This window comes from Nocardioides sp. NPDC000445 (assembly GCF_040300245.1).
Lineage (GTDB): Bacteria > Actinomycetota > Actinomycetes > Propionibacteriales > Nocardioidaceae > Nocardioides.
The window spans coordinates 42436-63712 of sequence record NZ_JBEPDH010000018.1; the positions used below are offsets into that span (position 1 = coordinate 42436).

At 69.6% G+C, this 21277-nt stretch carries 17 protein-coding genes; 11 read left to right on the top strand and 6 right to left on the bottom strand.

What is annotated here, in order from left to right; all coding sequences use genetic code 11:
• The first annotated feature begins 100 nt into the window (after window positions 1-100).
• From ABT304_RS22365 to ABT304_RS22380, 4 genes are read left to right on the top strand one after another with little or no spacing between them, the layout of a single operon-like run.
• Entirely contained in the window at window positions 101-6406 is a 6306-nt protein-coding gene (locus tag ABT304_RS22365; protein ID WP_350718568.1) for an Ig-like domain-containing protein, read from the top strand.
• A 10-nt stretch (window positions 6407-6416) separates the two neighbouring features.
• Window positions 6417-7385, top strand: a complete 969-nt coding sequence (locus ABT304_RS22370; RefSeq protein WP_160026549.1) for an AAA family ATPase — start codon at window positions 6417-6419, stop codon at window positions 7383-7385.
• A gap of 1 nt (window position 7386) precedes the next feature.
• Window positions 7387-8658 carry a DUF58 domain-containing protein gene (locus ABT304_RS22375; protein ID WP_350718570.1) on the top strand — a complete coding sequence of 424 codons (1272 nt, stop codon included), beginning with the start codon at window positions 7387-7389 and terminating at the stop codon, window positions 8656-8658.
• Window positions 8655-10892, top strand: coding sequence for a transglutaminase TgpA family protein (locus ABT304_RS22380; RefSeq protein ID WP_350718572.1), 2238 nt, complete (start codon window positions 8655-8657; stop codon window positions 10890-10892). Before ABT304_RS22375 ends, ABT304_RS22380 begins: the two co-directional genes overlap by 4 nt.
• 1 nt (window position 10893) lies before the next feature.
• On the opposite strand, the gene ABT304_RS22385 is transcribed toward ABT304_RS22380, so the two are convergent.
• From ABT304_RS22385 to ABT304_RS22395, 3 genes are all read right to left on the bottom strand, one after another.
• Window positions 10894-11259 carry a PPOX class F420-dependent oxidoreductase gene (locus ABT304_RS22385; protein WP_350718574.1) on the bottom strand — a complete coding sequence of 122 codons (366 nt, stop codon included), beginning with the start codon at window positions 11257-11259 and terminating at the stop codon, window positions 10894-10896.
• Between the two features lie 33 nt (window positions 11260-11292).
• A complete protein-coding gene (locus tag ABT304_RS22390) occupies window positions 11293-12705 on the bottom strand; it encodes an FAD-dependent oxidoreductase (RefSeq protein ID WP_502890408.1) in 1413 nt (470 codons plus the stop codon).
• A 120-nt stretch (window positions 12706-12825) separates the two neighbouring features.
• Window positions 12826-13281 (bottom strand): DUF4383 domain-containing protein, encoded by a 456-nt coding sequence (locus ABT304_RS22395; protein WP_350718578.1) that lies wholly within the window; start codon window positions 13279-13281, stop codon window positions 12826-12828.
• A 104-nt stretch (window positions 13282-13385) separates the two neighbouring features.
• Here ABT304_RS22395 and ABT304_RS22400 point away from each other — a divergent pair, with 104 nt between their 5' ends.
• From ABT304_RS22400 to ABT304_RS22410, 3 genes are all read left to right on the top strand, one after another.
• Complete coding sequence (locus ABT304_RS22400; RefSeq protein ID WP_350718580.1) at window positions 13386-13814, top strand: VOC family protein; 429 nt, start codon at window positions 13386-13388, stop codon at window positions 13812-13814.
• 61 nt (window positions 13815-13875) lie between these two features.
• Window positions 13876-14145, top strand: coding sequence for a type II toxin-antitoxin system Phd/YefM family antitoxin (locus ABT304_RS22405; protein WP_350718581.1), 270 nt, complete (start codon window positions 13876-13878; stop codon window positions 14143-14145).
• Window positions 14145-14564: a type II toxin-antitoxin system VapC family toxin gene (locus ABT304_RS22410; protein WP_350718583.1), complete on the top strand. Its 420-nt coding sequence runs from the start codon at window positions 14145-14147 to the stop codon at window positions 14562-14564. Before ABT304_RS22405 ends, ABT304_RS22410 begins: the two co-directional genes overlap by 1 nt.
• Here ABT304_RS22410 and ABT304_RS22415 read toward each other — a convergent pair.
• Entirely contained in the window at window positions 14545-15726 is a 1182-nt protein-coding gene (locus ABT304_RS22415; RefSeq protein WP_160026557.1) for a PucR family transcriptional regulator, read from the bottom strand. The genes ABT304_RS22410 and ABT304_RS22415 overlap by 20 nt on opposite strands.
• 71 nt (window positions 15727-15797) lie before the next feature.
• Between ABT304_RS22415 and ABT304_RS22420 the strand changes: the two genes are divergently transcribed.
• Window positions 15798-16958, top strand: a complete 1161-nt coding sequence (locus ABT304_RS22420; protein WP_350718585.1) for a ferredoxin reductase — start codon at window positions 15798-15800, stop codon at window positions 16956-16958.
• 46 nt (window positions 16959-17004) lie between these two features.
• On the top strand, window positions 17005-18255 hold the full coding sequence (locus ABT304_RS22425; RefSeq protein ID WP_350718587.1) for a fatty acid desaturase family protein: 1251 nt from the start codon (window positions 17005-17007) through the stop codon (window positions 18253-18255).
• A 67-nt stretch (window positions 18256-18322) separates the two neighbouring features.
• Here ABT304_RS22425 and ABT304_RS22430 read toward each other — a convergent pair whose 3' ends face one another.
• Window positions 18323-19216 (bottom strand): NAD-dependent epimerase/dehydratase family protein, encoded by an 894-nt coding sequence (locus ABT304_RS22430; protein WP_350718589.1) that lies wholly within the window; start codon window positions 19214-19216, stop codon window positions 18323-18325.
• A 78-nt stretch (window positions 19217-19294) separates the two neighbouring features.
• Between ABT304_RS22430 and ABT304_RS22435 the strand changes: the two genes are divergently transcribed.
• Together ABT304_RS22435 and ABT304_RS22440 are read left to right on the top strand one after the other, a co-directional pair.
• Entirely contained in the window at window positions 19295-19858 is a 564-nt protein-coding gene (locus ABT304_RS22435) for a TetR/AcrR family transcriptional regulator (RefSeq protein WP_350718591.1), read from the top strand.
• 85 nt (window positions 19859-19943) lie between these two features.
• Window positions 19944-20495 (top strand): RipA family octameric membrane protein, encoded by a 552-nt coding sequence (locus ABT304_RS22440; protein WP_350718593.1) that lies wholly within the window; start codon window positions 19944-19946, stop codon window positions 20493-20495.
• Window positions 20496-20504: 9 nt separating this feature from the next.
• Here ABT304_RS22440 and ABT304_RS22445 read toward each other — a convergent pair whose 3' ends face one another.
• A complete protein-coding gene (locus ABT304_RS22445) occupies window positions 20505-21218 on the bottom strand; it encodes a Type 1 glutamine amidotransferase-like domain-containing protein (protein WP_350718595.1) in 714 nt (237 codons plus the stop codon).
• Window positions 21219-21277 lie beyond the last annotated feature (59 nt).

A 21277-nucleotide genomic window follows, 5' to 3' on the forward strand; every position in this document is an offset into this window, starting at 1 on the left:
GCTAGTTCGTGTGGCTTCTTACCCTGAGGCGCGCCTAGAGTAAGCCAGGCTTTTCGCGTCGGCTGGCCATTTGGCATGGAAGGACTTGGGGAGAGTCTTGGTGGCACGTTTCGGGATGGCGCCCGGGTGGATGCGGCGTCATCGGACCTCCATTGCGTCCTGGGCAGCTCTTGCCGTCGTTGCGAGCGGGTTGACCGTCTATGCGATCCAGTCGACGGGCTACCCCGTGCACAAGGCCGATCTCGACGACGGCGGCATCTGGGTGACCAACCAGTCCTGGGGCACCCTGGGCCGCCAGAACCGCCCCGTCGCCCAGCTCGACGGTGTCGTCTGGGCGGGCAACGAGACCGGGTTGAGGTCCGAGCGTGCCGGCCTCGACGTGGTGCAGAACGGCATCGCGGTGGCCTCCGTCGACCGCGACGCCCGCACCATCACGCCGGTCAACACCAAGCTCGCCGAGGGCATCGACGACGACGCGGTGACCGTGAAGGACAGTCGCGTGGTGATGGGTGGCAACACCATCGGCGTCGCCGAGCAGAAGACCGGCAAGGTCTGGCTCACCTCCGTCGACCCGACCGCCGGCGTCGGCGACCTCTCCGACCTCTCCGGCTCCACCAAGCCCACCGAGACGGTCGGCGCCGACGCGGTGCTCACCATCGGCACCGACGGGACCGCGTACGCCGTCTCGGCCGCCAAGCGGACGCTGACCGCCTTCGCCCCGGACGGCGAGCGGTTCGCCGACCCCGAGGAGACCAAGCTCCCGAAGGCTCCGGAGTACGCGGAGACACCGACCTCGGCGACCGTCGTCGGTGACGACGTCATCACCCTTGACCAGGCCGGCTGGCTGCTCGGCGCCTCCAAGGGCTCCGACATCGCCGTCGACTTCGGTGACACCGCGGAGAGCGCGGTCCTCCAGCAGCCCTCCGTCAAGGCCAAGGACGTCCTCGTCGGTGACGGGGAGGGCCTCAAGGCCGTCGACCTGCGCAAGGGTGAGATCCGCCGTATCGCCGAGTCCGCCGGCGACCCGGCGGCCCCCGTACGTCTCGGCGACTGCATCTTCGGTGCCTGGGCCAACGGCTCGACCGGCTCGGTGGTGACCCAGTGCGGCGAGGGCGAGCCGATCCTGGGCGAGATCCCGACGCTCGGCCCGGCCGCCGAGCTGGAGTTCCGGGTCAACCGTGGCCAGCTGGTGCTCAACGACCTGCGCAACGGTGATGTCTGGGAGATCGACGGCGCCGACATCAAGAAGATCTCCAACTGGGAGGCGTTCCAGCCGCAGACCCAGAAGCAGAACCAGAAGAAGGACAAGCAGCAGCAGCAGACCAAGGCCGCCCAGGCGCCGAAGGCCAAGGACGACCAGCTCGGTGCCCGGGCCGGACGCACCACGGTCCTGCACGTCCTCGACAACGACTCCTCGGCCAAGGACTCGATCCTGAGTGTCGTCTCGGTCGGCGAGGCCTCCGTCAAGGGCGTCGAGGCCACCATCGCCCCCGACCGGCAGTCGGTCCTGGTGACCGCCCCCGAGTCGGCGCAGGGGAAGAAGACCAGCTTCAAATACACGGTCGACGACGGGATGAAGGGCAAGGCCGGTCAGGACGACGCCAGCGTCGAGCTCAGCATCGAGGGCTCGGGCGGCACCGGCAAGCCGACGCTGCGTGAGCACTACACGCCGACCGACTACACCGTCGCGGCCGGCGGCACCGTGGAGATCCCGGTCGTCGGCGACTGGCGCGACGAGCGCTACGGCGACCCGGTCACCGCCCAGTCCCCGACCGCGTCCAAGGGCAAGGCCAGCGTGACCCCCGACGGGCTGCTGCGCTACACCGCTGCCGCGGACGCCTCGGGCAGCGAGAACCTCGGCTACCAGGTCAGCACTGGCGGCAAGCCGTCGAAGGACAAGGTGCGGATCAACATCGTCGCCGGGGCGACCACCGCCTCCCCGGAGCCGAAGGACGACGTCGCCGAGGGCACCCAGGGCTCCTGGGTGACGATCCGCCCGCTCGACAACGACATCCCCGGCGCCGATCCGTCCAACCTCGACGCGACCCTCACCCTCGCCGGCGACGTTCCGCCCAAGGGCGGCCTCGAGGTGAGCACCGACCGGGAGACCGGCGTGGTGCGGGCCAGAGGAAGCTCGCCGGGCACCTACCAGCTCAGCTACAACGCCGGTTTCGGGGCGGCGAAACCCGCCGCGGCGAAGATTCGCGTCGACGTCAAACCCGCCTCCCAGGCGGCGGACGAGCCGATCGCGACCCCCGACACGACCGCCGTCCTCGGCACCTCGACCCGCACCCTCGACGTCCTGGCCAACGACTACGACTCCCGGGGCCGGCTCCTCGCCGTGACCCATGCCGAGCCGGTCGGCGACAGCGACCTGACGGTCGCCGTGCTCGACGGGCGCTGGCTGCGGATCCAGGCGTCCAAGCCCGACATGGACCCGTCCACCCAGGCGATCCGCTACACGATCAGCAACGGCGCGGCCGAGGCCGAGGGATCGGTGACGGTGAGCCAGCGACCGGCGCTGCGCGGCGCCGAGAACGCCCCCGAGGCGGTCGACGACGAGGCCACGGTCCGGGCCGCCGACTCCGTCTCGATCCCGGTCCTCGACAACGACTCGACGCCCTCGGGTGACCCGGTCGGTCTGGTCGTCGACCAGACCATCGAGACCAAGGGCCAGCTGCAGGTGCTGGGCCAGCCCACGGTCGGCGAGGCCTACATCGACGGCAACCGGGTCCGCTACGTCGCCCCCGACGACGTGAAGGGGCCGGTCGACGTCGATGTCCGCTACGTCGTGCAGAACACCGGCGACCCTTCTGCGGAGCACTCCTCGGGCAACATCCGCATCCACGTCAAGCCGCTGCCGAAGAAGAAGGCGGACAACTCCGCGCCCGCGCCGAAGGCGCTGGAGTCGCGGGTGGTCCAGGGCGACGAGGTCACGCTGCGGCTGCCCACGGTAGGCACCGACCCCGACGGCGACTCGGTCTCGGTGACCAGGATCAACAGCGCGCCCTCCTACGGCCGCGTCCTGGCCCACGGCGCCAACACGATCACCTACCAGGCCTTCCCCAACGCCGCCGGCACCGACGAGTTCACCTACGAGGTCAGCGACCCGTTCGGTGCGGTCGCGACCGGCACCGTGCGGGTCGCCGTCGTGGCGCCCGGCGCGCCCCAGCGGCCGGTCGCCGTCGATGACCTGGTCACGCTCGACCCCGCCAAGAAGCTGACCTACGACGTGCTCGCCAACGACCTGCGTACGCCGGGGACCGAGCTGCACCTGGCCTCGACCGACGCGACCGAGGGCTCCAACGTCAAGCAGCGCTCCGACGGCATCGTCACCGTCCAGGGTGGTTCCGGGGAGCCGTTCCAGCACGTTCCCTACCGCGCCACCACGGGTCTCCACGAGGACACCGGCGAGCTCGCGATCCGCTATCAGGAGGGCTACGACAACCCGCCGATGGCGGGGATCGTGGTCGCCCATCCCGAGGGCGACTCGTCGACCACCACCGTCGACGTGATGACCAAGGTGACCGACATCGACGACTCGCTCGAGGACCTGACCGTCGACGCGGTCAAGGGTCCGTCGGTCGGCGAGGACGAGTCCAAGCCGAAGATCGACGACGGCAAGGTCACGCTGCCGGTCGGCGACAACACCCGGGTGTGGACCTACCGGGTCACCGACCCCGACGGCGCCCAGGCGGTCGGCTCGATCTACGTCCCCGCGCGTCCCAAGGACGCCCCCTACCTGAAGCCGGGCTCCGAGCTCCAGCTCAACCCGGGCGAGACGAAGAACGTCGACATCACCGACTACGTCGAGGACCCCGAGGGCGACCCGGTCGTGCTGACCACGACCGACAAGATCGTGGCCGCTCCCGAGGGCATGCTCAACACCGGCGACACCACCGCGACGACCGTGAAGGTCACCGCCGGTGAGACCAAGGGTCCGGCGACCCTCACGTTCGAGGTCGCCGACCGCGAGAAGATCACCTCCGCCGACGCCCACCTCTCGGTGATCTCGCTGCCGGTCCAGATCGGCAAGGAGGAGCCGGAGATCAACTGTCCGAGCACCCCGGTCGAGGTCCCGGAGAGCGGCAACGGCGCACTGGTCGACATCGCCGCCATCTGCCACGTGTGGACCGCCGACCCGGGCGACGCCGACGACCTCGACTTCACCGCCGAGGTCGGCGACGGGCTCGACGGGGTCGAGGTCAAGCCCGAGGACGGTGGCCTGCGGCTCACCGCCGAGCACGCCGACGCCGGCGCCCAGGGCGCCCTGGAGATCGGCGTCGAGGGCACGGACGCGACCGGACAGCTCCTGGTCACCGTCATCGCGCTGCCGGCCCCGTCGCTCTCTCCGATCAAGCCGCTGCAGACCGAGGCGGGGAAGACGGTCGCCATCGACCTGGCCGACTATCTGCAGACACCGGTGCCGTCGGAGTCGCAGGAGATCGTGGTCACCAAGCTCGACCCGGTCGACGGCGACTCGCCCGACATGGGCAAGGCCAGCGGCTCGAAGATCACCTTCAACACGCCCGAGGAGGGCCACGGCCACTACCGCTACGCGATCGAGGTCAGCGACTCCGGCAAGGACTCCAAGCGGGTCAAGGCCACCGGCGTCATCGAGGTGGACGTCATCGACGTCCCCGGCGCGCCGACGGGGCTGCGTACGACATCCGACTTCCTCTCCAACGTGGTCGCGCTGTCGTGGAACGCGCCGAAGGACAACGGCGACGACCCGATCCAGCGCTACGAGGTGGAGGCCAACGGCGACCACGTCCAGGACTGCCCGTCGACCTCGTGCCGGATCACCGGCCTGAAGAACGGCGTCGTCTACGACTTCCGGGTGCGCGCGGTGAACTCCGTCGGCCCGAGCCGGGAGTGGAGCAACTCGGCCGAGGGTGAGCCCGACGCCTACACCGGTCCGGTGCAGAACCTTCGCGTCACCCGCCAGCGTGACCACCAGGTCGAGCTGAGCTGGAGCAAGCCGGCGCCGTGCGACTGCTCGGACGTGCAGAAGTACCGGATCAGCTGGCCCGGCGGCGGCATCAAGGACATCTCCGCAGGTCAGACGACCTACGCGGCGGCGGTCAGCTCCAACGGCGATCCGGTCCAGTTCACGGTGGTGCCGCTCAACGACAAGGGCGTCAAGACCAACAAGGGCCCGACGGCGACCGTCGAGGGGATGGGTGCCGGCAAGCCGGACACCCCGGCGACCCCGACCTTCGAGTGGGCCAACACGGCCAACAACTCCGGCAAGGCCGTGACGGTCTCGTGGAGCCCGGTCGCGGCCAACGGCCCCGCCCCGGTCACCTATGAGGTACGCCGCACCGGCGGCACCGGCGAGAAGATCGTCTGCTCCTGGGTGACGGAGACCAGCTGCCGCGACGACGTGGCCAACGACGGCACGATCTACACGTACGCCGTCAGGGCCCGCAACGCCGAGGCGACCTCGCCGCGCGAGACCACTGCCGGTGGTTCGCCGGAGGCGCACATCTCCAGCTACTCCGCCGGCGGCAAGGTCGAGGCGGCCGCGACACCCGACGCGGTCTCGTTCGCGAGCGCGACCCCGACCGGGGCCAACGGCACGGCCGAGATCGTCTTCACGCCGCGCGCCTCGCACGGCAAGACCAACCGGGTCGAGTGCGTGCGCAACGGCTCCTCCTGCGGCAGCTGGACCTACCCGCCCGAGGGCGCCGGTCAGCAGACCAAGACGATCACCGGCTTCACGAACGGCACCTCGACGACCGTCCAGCTGCGCGCCTGCAACGACTCCTCCGGTGGCACCGGCGCCGGCGACTCCTGCGGCGCCCCGTCATCGAAGAACGTGACCACCTACGGTCCGCTGGGCACGCCGTCGATCTCGGCGAGCGTCGACGGAAACAAGGTCAACTGGCGGGTCAGCTACGACCCCAACGGCAAGGCCGCGACCGTCACCGTCAAGCGTGGTGGAACCGAGGTCGCGCAGTTCGGCACAGGCACCGGCGCGGGCAGCCGCTCGGGCACGGACACCGCGCCGAACTGGGACACGTCCTACACCTACACCGTGACCATCAGCGACTCGCCGCGGGCGAGCAAGTCCGACTCGGTCACGGTGCGGACCGATCCGCCGCCTGACCCGATCCTCGAGGTGAACAAGGCCGGCGAGTGCACGGGTGCATCGTGTCCGGAGCCGGACGTCGCCTGTGGCGGCACCTGCTGGTACGTCGGCTCGACGATCACCGACCTCGCCTTCCCGGGCAAGACCTGGGAGTGCAGCACCAACTCCACGACCTCGCGGTGGAACGTGACCATCGGGAGCAATGGCAAGGGCTCGGGCAGCGGCCGGGGCTGGGTCGGCGCGAACACTCCGTTCAGGGTGACCTGCTCGACGTCGGGTCGACCCACTCTTTCGAAGAACGTTACGTGGTAGGAGAGAAGAAATGACCGTCACGACCGAGCAGGCTCGTTGGTTCCACGAGACCTTCGAGAAGCTTGCCGACAACGTCGAGAAGGCGGTGCTGGGCAAGCGCAACGTGATCCGCCTGGTGCTGACCGCGCTGCTCTCCGAGGGCCACCTGCTCCTCGAGGACTACCCCGGCACGGGCAAGACCCAGCTCGCCCGCGCGCTGGCCAACACGGTCCAGGGGTCGCACGCCCGCATCCAGTTCACGCCGGACCTGCTCCCGTCCGACGTCACCGGTGTGACCGTCTACGACCAGGGCAAGGGCGCCTTCGAGTTCCACCCGGGCCCGATCTTCCACTCGATCGTGCTGGCCGACGAGATCAACCGCGCCTCCCCGAAAACCCAGTCGGCGCTCCTGGAGGTCATGGAGGAGGGCCGGGTCACCGTCGACGGCGCCACCCGCGAGGTCGGCCGGCCGTTCATGGTGATCGCGACCCAGAACCCGATCGAGCAGGCCGGGACGTACCGGCTGCCCGAGGCGCAGCTGGACCGCTTCCTGATGAAGACGTCGGTCGGCTACCCCGACCAGAACGCCACCGTCGAGCTGCTGATGAACTCCTCGGTCCGTGACCGCGCCACCCTGGTCACCCCGATCATCACCGCCCCGACGGTCACCCAGATGGCCGAGATGGCCGACCAGGTCTACATCGACCCCGCGATCGTCGCCTACGTCTCCGCACTGGTCGACGAGTCGCGTCGCCACAAGCACGTACGCCTCGGAGCCTCCATGCGTGGCTGCCTCGCCCTGGTGCGCACCGCCAAGGTGTGGGCGCTCGCCGAGGGCCGCTCCCAGGTGCTGCCCGACGACGTCAAGTCGCTCGCCGAGCCGGTGCTCTGCCACCGCCTGATCCTCGACCCCGAGGCGATGTTCAACGGCATCACGGTCGAGGACGTCATCGGCGACCTGCTCACCTCGGTCCCGGCTCCCACTGAGCGTGTCGCCTGAGATGAGCAGGCTCAGTGTCCGCAACACCGTTGCTGACCTGCGGAAACGACTCGCCCCGGTAGCGTCCGGGGCGGGTTCGGTCTACTCGTTCGTCGCCGACCGGGTCCGTCCGTGGTTCGGCACGGTGACCTCGATCGGCTGGGGTGTGCTGCTCCTCGGCGCGCTGGCCTGGGTCGCCGCGACGGCGCTCGGCTGGATCGAGGCGGCCGTGGTGGCGATGGCTGCGCTGTTCCTCGTGATCGGTGCGGCCTTCTTCATGATCGGACGCACCCGGCTCGCGGTGGCGACCGTGGTCGAGCCGCCGCGCGTCGCCGTGGGCCAGGCGCTGACCGGCGAGCTGCGGGCCCGCAACGAGGCGCGCGGTCCGCTCGTCTCGACGAGCCTGGAGTTCCCCATCGGAGCGGGCGGGGTGACGTACGACCTGCCGATGCTGCTCCCCGGCGCCGAGCACACCGAGCTGTTCGTGGTGCCGACCCAGCGCCGCGGCGTGATCGACGTCGGTCCCGTCCGGACGGTGCGCGGCGACCCCCTCGGGCTCTTCCGGCGCGTGCAGGAGTGGACCGACCGCACCGAGGTGTTCGTCCACCCGCGCACCACCCACCTGGAGCCCTTCGGGGTCGGTCTGGTCCGTGACCTCGAGGGATCCACGGCACAGAACACCTCGATGAGCGACCTCGCCTTCCACGCGCTGCGTGAGTACGTCCCCGGCGACGACCTGCGCCACATCCACTGGCGCTCCTCGGCACGCCACGGGCAGCTGCTCGTGCGCCAGTTCCTCGACACCCGCCGCTCCCACATCGTGGTCATCGTCGACTCCTCGCCGATGTCCTACGACAGCGAGGACGAGTACGAGACCGCGATGTCGATCGCGGGCTCCCTGCTGCGCCGCGGGATCCTGGACGAGTTCGACGTCTCGTTCGCGACCGGCGACGTACTGATGGTGCGCGCCACCGCCGCGAGCGGGGGAGGACGTACGGCTCTGGACGCCTGCTCCCGGGCGAAGCCGCAACAGACCAACCTGATCGAGATCACCGCCGAGGCGGCCCGGCAGGCGCCGGACGCGTCACTGGTGATGCTGGTGACCGGGCGCTACCCGGAGTTCGTCGCGCTGCAGCGCGCGGCCGGCCAGTTCTCGGTCGATGCCACCACCGTCGCCGTACGGGTCGACTCCTCGCAGCGCGCCGGCTTCAAGGCCGTCGCCGACCTGCCCATGCTCACCCTGCCCGACCTGGACCAGCTGCCGATCGTGCTGTCGAAGGGGTTGTCCGGATGAAGAAGCACCACGCCGTCGACGCCCTCCTCCTGTTCCTTCTCGGCACCATCGCCTTCCTCGGCTTCGACGACACCTACGCCGGCTGGACCTACCTGGTCGCCGGCGTCGCCGGGCTGCTGCTCGGGATCCTCATCGCCTTCGTCGGCCGCGGGCAGCCGGTGGTCGTGCTGGCCGTCGGGCTCCTGGCCGCCTTCTTCGTGCTCGGTGGCGCGGTCGCGCTGCATGGCATCGGCGACCTCTCGTTCCTCCCGGTCCCCGACACGATCGGCACCCTCGCCGACAACTCCGTGCACGGCTGGAAGCGACTGCTGACCACGCTGCCGCCGGTCGACGGCGGGGCGCTGCTGACGATCCCCTACATCCTCGGTCTCGTCGCCGGCTGCGTCGGCTTCGCGCTGGCGGTGCGGATGAAGGCGGCGCTGCCGCCGGTGCTCGTCGCATTCGCGCTGATGGCCGGCGTGATCCTGCTCGGCGTCCAGGACCCGTCCAAGACCGCCCTGCTCGGAGCGCTCTTCGGAGCGATCGCGATCACCTGGCTGTGCATCCGCGGGATGCGGGCTCGTGCCCTCGCCGCCGGCGGCCGACGCCTCTCCCGGACCGCGATCGGAGCCGGCCTGTGCCTCGGCGCGGCCGGGCTGGCGTTCCTCGCCGGGCCGCTGCTCCCGGGTCTCGCGCCCGAGCGCACCGTGCTGCGCGGCGAGATCGAGCCGCCCTTCAACGTCGGCCAGTACCCGTCGCCCCTGGCCGGCTTCCGCGTCTACACCAAGGGCTACCAGACGCCCGAGGACGACCGCCGGCTCTACGAGAAGGACCTGTTCACCGTCTCGGGCCTGCCCGAGGGCACCCGGGTCCGGGTCGCCGCGATGGATTCGTACGACGGCACAGTCTGGCGCGCGGCCAACGACTCCGGCGAGACCGAAGGTCCCGACGACACCTTCCAGAAGATCAGCTCGACGCTGCGCAACCCGCTCGCCGACGGCAAGCAGGTGCGCGGCACGATCACGATCGGGGAGGACTTCGGCGGCGTCTGGGTGCCGCTGCCGACCGCGCTGACGCACATCTCGTTCGACGGTCCCGACGCCGACTCGTTCCGCTACAACCTGGCGACGTCCACCGGTGTCCTGCCGTCGGCGCTGAAGCCCGGCGACTCATACTCCTTCACCGCCTCGGTCGCCGACGAGAAGGTCGGGGAGAAGAGCGAGACCTGGTCGGGCGGGTCGCCGATCGGCGACGAGGCCGCCCAGTTCCAGGCGCTCGCCGCCGAGTACGCCGGTGGTGGTGACTCGCCGATCACCAACGCTCTGGCGGTGGCGGAGAAGCTGAAGGAGGAGGGCACCTACACCGACGGGGAGCCGCCCAACCAGCAGTACCCGGCCGGCCACTCCCTGCGTCGTCTCGCCGACTTCACCGCCAAGGGCGGCCAGCTCGCCGGCAACGACGAGCAGTACGCCGCGCTGATGGCGATCCTGGCCAACCAGGTCGGCGTCCCGGCCCGGGTGGTCCTGGGTGCCGTCGTCGGCTCCGACGGCGTCGTCCAGGGCAAGGACATGCACGCCTGGGTCGAGCTGCGGATGTCGGACGGGTCCTGGGCCACCCTGGACTGGTCCGAGTTCATGAACACCGAGAAGCCGCCCGAGCAGAACGCCCCTCAGCCCGAGGAGCTCGTCACCGGCAAGGTCGTCCCGCCGCCGGCGCCCGTACGTCCGCCCGCGACCTCCGGCGACCCGCTGGACGAGTCTGTCAACCAGAAGGCCAACTCCCGGCCCGACGGGTTCACGCTGCCGGGCTGGCTGATCGCCGTCTTCACGTACGTCGGCATCCCGCTGCTGCTCATCGCAGCCCTGTGCGGGGCGATCATCGGCGCCAAGATCTGGCGGCGACATCGACGGCGGACGCGCGGGACTCCGGTCGCCCGTCTCTCCGGTGGCTGGCGCGAGACGCTCGACCACGCCCGTGACTTCGGGGTGGGGGTGCCCGTCGGCGCCACCCGCCGCGAGCAGGCCTCGGCGCTGTCCGCGTCGCCGGGCATGGACGGTGCGCCCGGGCTGGCGCTGCTCACCGACACCACCATGTTCGGCGAAGCCGGGCCGCAGGACGATGAGGTCGCAGCCTTCTGGGAGCAGGTCGGGACGCTTCGATCATCGATGTCCGACTCACGCACGAGGTGGCAGCGCATCCGGGCGGCGATCAACCCGCTCTCGCTGGTGCCGCCGCGACTGTTCCGGAAGCGCTGAGTCAGTCACCGAGTCCGTAGTCCCTGATCGAGTCCGCCGTGATCCGGAGGACCTCGCGTGAGGTCCCCTGCATCGGCGGGTCCACGTCCGTGAGCGCCTCGGCGGTGCCGCGGATCTCGACCATTCGCGGCTTCCACGGGTCGGTGGACCCGAGATCGTCGACCACGAAGGCCACCTTGGCGTACTTCTGGACGTTCCGGAACTTCCGTGACCGGCCCATCTCGTAGCCGCCGATGACGATCCGGTGCTCCTCGTCGATCGTGAACCCCACGGGGTTGTTCTGCAGGCCGCCGTCGGGGGCGAGGGTCGCGAGCCTGCCCAGCGGCTGGGTGCGGAGGTAGCGGAGCTGCGTGTCGGTGAACTTCATGGCACCAGCGTCGGTGCTCATGTCGGCTTGAGGTCAAGCCGGATCGGGACCGTGGGTGCCGGGTTGGTCCAGCGGTCTGACGGCGGGCCCGTCCAGGACGGAGCCGTCAGGGGAGAACCGGGAGCCGTGGCAGGTGCAGTCCCAGCTGGTCTCGGCCTGGTTCCAGTGCAGGGGGCAGCCGAGGTGGCTGCACCTGGCGCTCACCGTGTGCAAGGCGCCCGCCGGGTCCCGGTAGCCGCCGACCGTGTCGCCGTCGAGGTCGACCAGGCCGCCCTGGCCCGGTTGCAGCTCGGAGACGGGGCGGGCCTCGGGGTCCTGGCGGCGGCCGGCGACGAGCTCCTCGCCGACCTTCAGATTGTCCTTGATGAGTCGGCCGACGCTCCGGACGTCGCCGATCCGGCTGGCGTCGAACACCGGTAGCCACGGGTTGTCGGTGCCGGCGAGAAGATCGGCGAGCATCATCGCGGCAGCGGTCCCGCTGTTCAGGCCCCACTTCTGGAAGCCGGTGGCCACCAGGATCATCTCGCTCGTCGGTGGGTGGCCGACGTAGGGCAACCGGTCCGGGGTGAAGTAGTCCTGCGACGACCAGCGGTAGTCGATCGCCTCGACGTCGAAGGTGGTGCGGGCCCAGCTCTCGAGGTCGGCGTACATCGCCTCGGTGTCGGGCTCGGCACCGGTCTCGTGGCCGTTGCCGACCACGATCAGGCCGTTCGGGCCGGGGTCCAGCCACGGCCGGGTCGAGCGGCTGGGCGAGTCGATGCCGATCGCCATGCTGGTCGGCGCCGGGTGGCGCAGGCGGACCGCCAACCCGTAGGAGCGGGAGGGTCTGGTTCGCGCGAAGTAGCCGCCGAGCAGGCCGGGCGGGAGCAGCGAAGCGACGACCACCTTGTCGGCCACCACCGTCCCGGCGTGGGTGGTGAGCTGGACGGTTCGGTCGCTCTGCTCATCGATGTCGATGATCCGCGGTCCCTCGCGTAGCTGCCCGCCGGCCGCGGTGAACGCGTCGGCGAGGCCCGCCAGGTATCTGCGGGGGTGGAAGTGGATCTGGTCGTCGAACGCAACCGCGGCCTCGACATCGAAGGGCAGGTCGGTTCGGTCGGTCACCCGGGCGGGGAGCCCGAGCCGAGCAGCGGCGCTCGCCTCGTCCTCGATCCGGGAGCGCTGGTCCGGCTGCCGGGTATAGGCCAGCGCCGGCGCTCGGGTCAGGTCGCAGCTGATCTCCAGCTCCGTGGCGAGATCGGCGACCTGCTCGACCCCGGCGCGCATCGCGCTGGCGTACAGCCGGGCGTCGTCCTCGCCGTGCCGCTCGACCAGCTCGGCGTAGATCAGCCCGTGCTGCGCGGTCACCTTTCCGGTGCTGTATCCCGTGGTGCCGCCACCCACGGTCGCCGCCTCCAGCACGGCGACCTGGAGGCCGCGCCGCTGTGCGAGGAGGGCGGTCGTCATTCCGACGATGCCTCCACCCACCACGGCCACATCGACCGCGAGATCAGCCTTCCGACCCGTTTCCGGGGTGGCGGACCGCGGCCTTTCGGCCGTGGCCAGCCACACGCTCGTGCGTTCCATTCAGAGTGCGCCGGGTCGATCTGCTGTTCGTCCCAGTCCCAGGCCGAGCGCCAGCATCCCCACGCCCAGCGCCAGATGAAGCCAGTTGTCGGCGCTGTTGACGGGTACGAAGTTCGCGCTGCTGCCGTGGTCGACGGCCACGCCGTAGATCAGCAGGACCATGTAGATCGCCCCGCCGGCGATCAGGTAGGCGCGGGCTCCGCGCCACGAGGTGGCCAGGACGAGCCCGGCGATCCCGAACAGGAGGTGCACGATGTTGTGCAGGATCGACACCTGGAAGATGCCGAGGAGCAGGGCGTTGGACTCGTGGCCGGCGAAGGTCATCGAGTCATAGTCGGTGGTGACACCCGGGATGAACCCGAGCACTCCGACGAGCAGGAACGTTGCGGCCACGACCGTCGCTGCGGTCTGCAGCGTCGTTGCTGTCATGGACCGATAGGTGGTGGCGTCAGTCATGCCTGGCGCGGTACCCAGATTGCCGTGCTCCCAAGCCCCTGACGGCCGTATGGTTCCCGCTAATCGGAAGCCTTGCGTCCGGAATCCGGTCTAGCGTGAGCGGCATGACGATCGCCGACCCTTCGACAGGCTCGGGACACCGCACCACAGGATGGATCGGTGTCAACCTCGCCTGCACCGACCCGCTCGCACTTGCCAAGTTCTATGCGGACCTGTTCGGCTGGGAGGTCAGCAGCTCCGAACCGACGTACGCCACCGTCCTCATCCGTGATCCGTCAGGCAACGCTACTCACAGCAACCTCGCCTTCGCGTTCGACCGCCGCTACCGGCGGCCGGTCTGGCCGAGCGAGCCCGAAGCCCAGCAACAGATGGTCCACCTGGACATCGGAGTCACCGACGTGACCGCGGCAGCCGAGGACGCCGTTGACCTGGGTGCGCAGCTCGCAGAATTCCAACCCCAGGCCGACGTACGCGTCATGCTCGACCCCGAGGGCCACCCTTTCTGTCTCTACCTCGATCAGCCAGAAAGCTAGCGGCGCCTTAACGCCGGTCGACTCTGTAGAAAAGTTCTACGAGCCGAGTTAGCGTAAATGTATGAGCGAAGTTCGCGTGGGGGAGTTGAACCAGCAGACGGGCCGGGTGCTGCGGCGCGTCCAGAATGGCGAGTCGTTACTCGTCACGGATCACGGCCGTCCGATCGCGGTGATCTCGCCCGCTCCGAAGAGCAGGTTCGACCAGATGGTGGCTCTCGGTCAGGTCCGCATGCCGACGGGCACTGGCGGGGGGTGGAGGTCCGTGAAAGGCGTTTCGCGGGACGAGGACCCGGACGAGGTCCTTGCAGAGCTGCGCGAGGAGAGCATCTGATGCTGGTCTACGTCGACACCTCGGCGCTGTGTCGAATCCTGCTGAACCATGCCGACAGGCCGGCGTTGGAGGACCACCTGGACGAAGTCCTGGAGCGTGGCGATCGGCTGATCTCGTCAGACCTCCTCGACATCGAGCTGGCTCGGCTCTGCGTGCGGTTGGACCTTGATCCGGCTGACGTCGAACGAGTCTGTTCAGACGTCCATTTCATGGGCATCCTTCCTGAAGTCGTCGAGTCGGCGAAGGACATCAAGCAGGCACTCAAGTCGCTCGACGCCATCCATCTCGGCACCGCGCTTCTGCTGGCTGATGAAGCCGAAGGAGAAGAGGCTGTCGAGCAGGTGGTGACCTACGACAAGCGGATGGCCCAGGTCGCTGAAGAGCTCGGCTTCGAGGTGGTCAGCCCAGGGCGACCGTGAGGGCGAGGAGCATGGCCGGGTCGTCCAACCGGTCCCCGTACACGTCGCGCAGCTGCCCCATCCGATAACGGACGGTCTGGGGGTGGATGAAGAGATCGGCGGCGACCTCGTCGCGCCGGCCCTGGTGGAGGAGCCAGGAGCGGAGAGTCTCGGTGAGCTTCTCGGCGGTGGCGGGGCGCAGGTCGGCCAACGGGGCGAGGACCTGGGCGCGCAGGTCCTCGCGGGCATCGGCGTCGGCGGAGAGGACCAGCTCGACCAGGTGCTGCTCGGTGTCGGAGCCGAGGCCCGCGTCGTGGGCGCGGCGGGCACGCTCGTACGAGACCCGGGCCTCGCGCCAGGGCTTGGCCGGGCCGGCGATCGACCGGCGGCCCTCCAGCGCCTTCATCAGCGCCCGGCGCCGGCGTCCGTGCGCGTCGGGGACCAGCAACAGGGTGTGGTCGTCGAGATCGCGCAGGTCGTCGTGCTCCAGGGTGCCCTGGTTGACCTTGGCGAGAATGGTGCCGACCTGGGAGTTGGGGACGAGCACGGCGGTCAGCGTGCTCGGCGGGGTCCACTCGGCCCGCACCGCGGCGTCGTCGAGCTCCTCCGGGGTCGTCTCGGCCAGCAGTTTGCGGGCGAGCCGCTCGCGCAGCTGTCGGCGTACGCGTCCGGTCGTGGCTCGCTCGTCGGCGTGCCCGGCCGCCGAGGCCTCCGAGATCTCGTCGATCCAGGCGAAGACCAGTGCGGAGAACTCCACCAGCATCGCCGGTTCCATACCACCTTCGACGGCCTTGCTCGCGAGCTCTCGCCAGGCCACCCGGGCGCCGATGCGATACGCCGCCAGCAGGGCCTCCATCGTCCGCCCGCTCCTCGCCTCGCCGCGGCCGAGGTCATAGGCACCCTGGACCGCAGGCGGCGTCGCGGCCGACACGTCGGAGGCCAGGCCCGCCCCGGAGGCGAGCGACAAGAATCCGCCCAGTGCTACGCCGACCGCGTTCCGGATGGTCTCGCCCATGTGTCCCGAGAGCGCGTCCTGGTAGGGGGGCACCTCGGCGATGATCGCGGCGACCACGTCGTCGCCGACCTGGGGGAGCACAGCACGGATCGAGGCGACGACCTCGGGCGTCAGATGGACGTCATAGGACGAAAGAGCCGGCACATCTCGGGAACTTTTGTTCGTCACGTATAAATCCGCCTATCAGATTCACGTCGCTAACACAGGAGTTTACCTCGAATAAGTAGCACCATGGATACATGGCTGAGATCTCTACATCCCCCGCCCTGTTCGCCCCGGGCGAGGTCAGGCGACCCGCGCTGCGGGAGAGGCTCTCCCGCAAGGTGTGGGAGGTCGCCGAGACGATCGCCACGCCCCTGGCACCGGCCGACTACCTGGACATGTTCAACCCCCTCCGACCCGGCGCTGACCTGCGAGGACGCGTCGTCAAGGTCACTCCGGAGACCGCCGATGCGGCCACCATCGAGATCAAGCCGGGAGCCGACTGGAAGGGCCACACCCCGGGTCAGTACGTCCGCGTGGGCGTCGACGTCAACGGCGTACGCCACTGGCGCGCCTACTCCCTGACGCACGGCCCCCGCAAGGACGGCCTCATCTCGATCACCGTGAAGGCCGTGCCCGACGGCAAGGTCTCCAGCCACCTGGTGCGCCGCCTGCGCCCCGGCAAGATCGTCCACCTCGAGCAGGCAGCCGGCGACTTCGTCCTGCCCAGCGACCTGCGCGGCCACAAGTTCCTGATGGTCACCGCCGGCTCCGGCGTGACTCCGGTCATCGGGATGCTGCGCAACCTCTTCCCGGTCACCGACGAGGGCGTCGTCGAGCACCAGCGGCTCGACGTCACCGTCGTCCATGTCGCCCCGAGCCGCCCCGACTCGATCTTCATCCGCAACCTCGAGTCCCTCGCCGAGGCCGGCGCGATCCGCCTCGTCACCCGCTACACCGGCACCGAGGGCCGCATCGACATCGACACCCTCACCGAGCTCGTCCCCGACCTGAGGGAGCGCAAGGCGTACGCCTGCGGCCCCGCGGGTCTCCTCGACAACCTCCAGGCCTGGTACGACGAGGCGGGCCTGCCGCTCCAGACCGAGCAGTTCCGTCTGGCCACCGTGGTGACCAGCGAGGGCGGCACCGTCGCCTTCACCGGCAAGACCGTCGACGCACCTGGTGACAGGCCGATCCTCGACGCCGCCGAAGAGGCCGGCGTCCTCATGCCGAGCGGTTGCCGTATGGGCATCTGCTTCGGCTGTGTGCTGCCGATGAAGGAGGGCGCCGTCCGCGACCTCCGCAACGGCGAGCTCACCGTCGCCCGCCCGGGTGAGACCGGCCCCGACGGGGTACCCATCCAGACCTGCATCTCCGCCGCCGCCGGCGAATGCGTCATCGACCACCCTGCCTCTTGAGCCCAGCTCAAACGACCAGCCCCCACAAGACGAGAGCGAGACAGCCATGACCATCGCACCCGATGCTCCGGCCTACACCGGCCCGATCGCCCACCTGACCCGCGACGACATCGAGCAGCTCGGCCGCGAGCTCGACGCCATCCGCCAAGAGGTCATCGACACCCGCGGTGAGCGCGACGCTGCCTACATCCACAAGGTCATCAAGGTCCAGCGCTCGCTGGAGCTCGGCTCCCGTGCCGTCCTGCTCGCGAGCATCTTCCCGCCGGCGTTCGTCGTCGGCACCGTCGGTCTCTCGATCGCCAAGATCCTGGACAACATGGAGATCGGCCACAACATCATGCACGGCCAGTGGGACTGGATGCGTGACCCGAAGATCCACTCCACCGTGTGGGAGTGGGACAACGCCTCGACGAGCGAGGGGTGGAAGCACTCCCACAACGAGCTGCACCACACCTACACGAACATCGTCGGCAAGGACAACGACCTCGGCTGGGGCATCATGCGCGTCGACGAGGAGCAGCGCTGGACGCCGGCGAGCCTGTTCCAGCCCGCGATGAACTTCATCAACATGTGCATCTTCGAGTACGGGATCGCGATGTACGACCTCGAGCTCGGCCGGGTGATCCGGCAGAAGAAGAAGGGCCGCCGCCCGTCCGCCGAGTGGCAGATGGCGGCGAAGCGTACGGTCGCCAAGGTCCGCCGCCAGGCGTTCAAGGACTACGTCGCCCACCCGCTCGTCTCGATGGTCACCCTGTCGGGCCCGACGACGCTGCTGGCCAACGTCATCGCCAACTTCACCCGCAACGTCTGGACCCACTCGGTGATCATGTGCGGTCACTTCCCCGAGGGCGTCGAGACCTTCGAGCTCAAGGACATCCCGGAGAACGAGACCCGCGGTGAGTGGTACGTCCGGCAGATGCTCGGCTCGGCCAACATCTCCGGCTCGAAGTTCCTGCACGTGATGACGGGCAACCTGTCCCACCAGATCGAGCACCACATCTTCCCGGACCTGCCCTCGAACCGCTACGCCGAGATCGCCCCGAAGGTCCGCGCGCTCTTTGACAAGTACGGCCTCAACTACCACTCCGCGCCGATGCCGCAGCAGGTCGCCTCCGCGTGGCACAAGGTGCTGCGCCTCTCGCTGCCCAACGGCTTCCTCGAGTCCACCAACGTGCGCAACGCGCCCTCGCAGGTCGTCAAGCTCGTCAAGGCGGTCCGCGGTGACACCCGCACCCGTCGTCGGCTCCTCAAGGAGTTCGAGGCCGCCGGCGCTGCCTCGGTCGGCAAGGCCATCTAGTTCGCTACGACGGGGAGTTCTCGTCGGCTACCTGCAGGTGGACCGACGAGAGCTCCCCGTCGTACGTTCAGGCGTCGTACGCCCCGGCGGCGATGTCCTCCAGGAGCGTCGGGCCCGTCGGCTCCCAGCTCAGGGTCGCGCGGGTGATGTCGGATGAAGCCGACACATCCGTGCTGAACATCATCGACATCCAGCCGAAGTGGGCTTCGGAGTCCTCCGGGCTGATCGACCGCACCGGCAGGCCCAAGCGGTCACCGAGCGCCTCCGCGATCGTGCGGGTGGGGATGCCGGTCTCGGCGACCGGGTGCGCACGGAAACCGGCAGGCGCCTTCTCCAGCGCGAGTCGCACCATGCGGGCGGCGTCCGGGCGGTCGACGGAGGACCAGCGGTTGCTGCCGTCGCCGATGTAGCCGGACACGCCCTGCTTCCTGGCGACCTGGGCAAGGTAGGTGACGAAGCCGGGGTCGCCGGCACGGCCGTGGACGATCGGGAAGCGCAGTGCCACCGGGCGTACGCCCTTCTCGGCATGGCTCAACGCGAGGTTCTCGCTGCCGCCGCGCATCGACTCGGGTCCGTGGAAGGGGCTGGCATCCTCCTCGGTGGCGATGCGCCCAGGGGCGGCGCCCGCAGCGCCGCTGGCGAAGAGGAACGCCTTTCCGCTGCCCTCGAGGGCCTCGAGCATGGCGCTCACCGCGGCACGCTCGGACCGTCCGGCCGCGGCGTAGTTGTCGAAGTCGTGGTTGAACGCCAGGTGGATGACGGCATCCGCAGCCTTGGCGGCGACCGCGAGCGATCCGGGGTCGTCGAGCGAGCCCCGGTGGGCGCTCGCGCCCTTGGCCTCCAGGGCAGCCGCGGCCGCCTCGGAGCGGGCCAGGCCGGTGACTGCATAGCCGTTTGCGAGCAGCTCGTCGGTGACCGCGGAACCGATCCAGCCGGAGGCTCCGGTGACGAAGATGTTCATCGGGTTTCCTTTCATGTCAGTAACTGACATCGACGGTAGCACGCGATGTCAGAAACTGTCATCGCATAGGATGGGCGTATGGGGCGATGGGAGCCGGACGCGCGAGGTCGGATGCTGGAGGCTGCCGTCGAGCTGTTCACCGAGAAGGGCTACGACAAGACCACCGCCGGCGACATCGCCGCCCGGGCAGGGGTCACCGAACGCACGTTCTTCCGTCACTTCGCCGACAAGCGGGAGGTGCTCTTCGCCGGCCCGGTCACGCTCGACGACCTGGTCGCCAAGGCGGTCGCCGACGCCGACGCGGACGCGACGCCGTTGCGGATGGTGCTCGACGGCGTACATCAGGCGGCGGTCGAGCTCAGCGCGCTCCGCACCCGCGAGCAGGCGGTCGAGCGGGCCCGGATCGTCGAGGCGACTCCCGCGCTGCGCGAGCGCGAGCTGCTCAAGATGGCCGACATGGCGACCGCCGCTCAGGCGGCTCTCGTGGAGCGAGGCGTCGCTGAGACCGTCGCCGCGCTGGCCGCCCATGCTGCCGCCGCGGTCTTCCAGACAGCGTTCGGCCGCTGGGTCTCGGAGGCGACCGATCTCAGCCTCGCCGAGTGCGTCGACGAGGCCGCTGCCACGCTGCTCGAGCTCCGATAGCCGATCTCGGGGCAAACGGTGACGAATCTCGTATGGACATCACCCCGCCGGGACCGGTAGACAACTACGCACTATGGAGAACGAGTTGATTCCCGGAGCTGAGTCGCCGACCGCGGTACGCAGCTATGTGACCGCCAACAAGCCGAACCCGTCGGCGCTCGCCGAGGGTCTGTGGGTGCTTCCTCCCGACGTGCTCTCCAGCGGTGACCGCGCGATCCTCTTCGACCAGTACAAGCTCTACGTCGCCGAGGCCGAGCGGCTCAGCGTGCGGCGTACGCTCACCAGCGCGTTCCTGCTGGTCCTCAACGTCGGGATCCTGGTCGCCGGCACGGCGCTCGTGGCCAGCTCTCCCGAGCGGCCCTGGCTCTTCACGGTCGCCCTGATCGCCGCCCTCGGCTCGTGCCTCGGCTGGTTCTGGATCATCCGCTCCTACCGGCAGATGGCGAGCGGGAAGTACTCCGTCATCTCCCACCTCGAGAAGCAGCTCCCCGCGGCGCCGGGCGTCGCGGAGTGGTCGGCCGTCGGCCTCGGTCGCGACAGCTCGCGCTACCTGCCGATGAGCAACGTCGAGGTGTGGGCGCCCGCGCTCTTCGGCTTCTGCCACCTCGCGACGTACGCCCTGCTCTACCTGCCGTAGGACCAGGGCCTAGTCGAGCACCCTGACCTCGAGCGGGGTCTCCCCGTCCGGCCCGACGGCGAAGGCGACCGCATCGGGCCGCTCGCTGATCGCCTCGACCAGCTCGCCGTCACGCCACAGCAGGGCGACGCCGTCATCGGCCGCGTAGCCGGAGGGCAGCGCGCCCGAGCCGACGAACCGGACGTACGTCTCCCGCCGGTCCTCCTCGCCGAGGTAGTGCGGGCAGAACGAACCGGGGAGGAAGCCCAGTCCGTCGGGGAGCGGCGCGGTGGGGCCGAAGGAGTCGGTCGAGGACGCCTCGTACCAGCAGTTCGCCCCGGCCGAGATCCCGGCCAGGATCGTGCCACCGGCGGCGGCCTTCTCCAGCAGCGCGGGCAGTCCGTGCAGCCGCCACACCGCGAGCAGGTTGGCGGTGGACCCGCCGCCGACGTAGACGATGTCCTGGTCGAGCAGCTGCTCGAGGTCGTTGATCGGAAGCTCGTGCCCCTCGGGCGCCTTGTTGAACAGTGACAGCACCTTCGCCTCGGAACGATCGGCGTACGCGGCGAGGAACTTGTCGTGGTAGCTGTCCGCGTCTCCGCTCGCGGTGCCGATGAAGCAGACTTTGGGCCGCGGGTTCCCGGTCAGCCGGTTGAGCTCCGCGTCGAGCGGCGAGAAGTCCTGCCCGTGCACCTCCGGCATCGAGAAGCCGCCACCGCCCATGGTCACAATCGTTCCGCGCATGGCGTGAGTGTAGGGACACAGAGGGCCCCGCCGAACTGGTTTGTTCGGCGGGGCCCTGT

Coding starts and splice junctions, on each gene's coding strand:
- ABT304_RS22395 (WP_350718578.1), bottom strand. CDS start 13,281: ATGACTGACGCCACCACCTATCGGTCCATGACAGCAACGACGCTGCAG.
- ABT304_RS22410 (WP_350718583.1), top strand. CDS start 14,145: ATGCTGGTCTACGTCGACACCTCGGCGCTGTGTCGAATCCTGCTGAAC.
- ABT304_RS22430 (WP_350718589.1), bottom strand. CDS start 19,216: ATGAACATCTTCGTCACCGGAGCCTCCGGCTGGATCGGTTCCGCGGTC.
- ABT304_RS22385 (WP_350718574.1), bottom strand. CDS start 11,259: ATGAAGTTCACCGACACGCAGCTCCGCTACCTCCGCACCCAGCCGCTG.
- ABT304_RS22445 (WP_350718595.1), bottom strand. CDS start 21,218: ATGCGCGGAACGATTGTGACCATGGGCGGTGGCGGCTTCTCGATGCCG.
- ABT304_RS22370 (WP_160026549.1), top strand. CDS start 6,417: ATGACCGTCACGACCGAGCAGGCTCGTTGGTTCCACGAGACCTTCGAG.
- ABT304_RS22390 (WP_502890408.1), bottom strand. CDS start 12,705: ATGACGACCGCCCTCCTCGCACAGCGGCGCGGCCTCCAGGTCGCCGTG.
- ABT304_RS22420 (WP_350718585.1), top strand. CDS start 15,798: ATGGCTGAGATCTCTACATCCCCCGCCCTGTTCGCCCCGGGCGAGGTC.
- ABT304_RS22375 (WP_350718570.1), top strand. CDS start 7,387: ATGAGCAGGCTCAGTGTCCGCAACACCGTTGCTGACCTGCGGAAACGA.
- ABT304_RS22425 (WP_350718587.1), top strand. CDS start 17,005: ATGACCATCGCACCCGATGCTCCGGCCTACACCGGCCCGATCGCCCAC.
- ABT304_RS22380 (WP_350718572.1), top strand. CDS start 8,655: ATGAAGAAGCACCACGCCGTCGACGCCCTCCTCCTGTTCCTTCTCGGC.
- ABT304_RS22435 (WP_350718591.1), top strand. CDS start 19,295: ATGGGGCGATGGGAGCCGGACGCGCGAGGTCGGATGCTGGAGGCTGCC.
- ABT304_RS22400 (WP_350718580.1), top strand. CDS start 13,386: ATGACGATCGCCGACCCTTCGACAGGCTCGGGACACCGCACCACAGGA.
- ABT304_RS22405 (WP_350718581.1), top strand. CDS start 13,876: ATGAGCGAAGTTCGCGTGGGGGAGTTGAACCAGCAGACGGGCCGGGTG.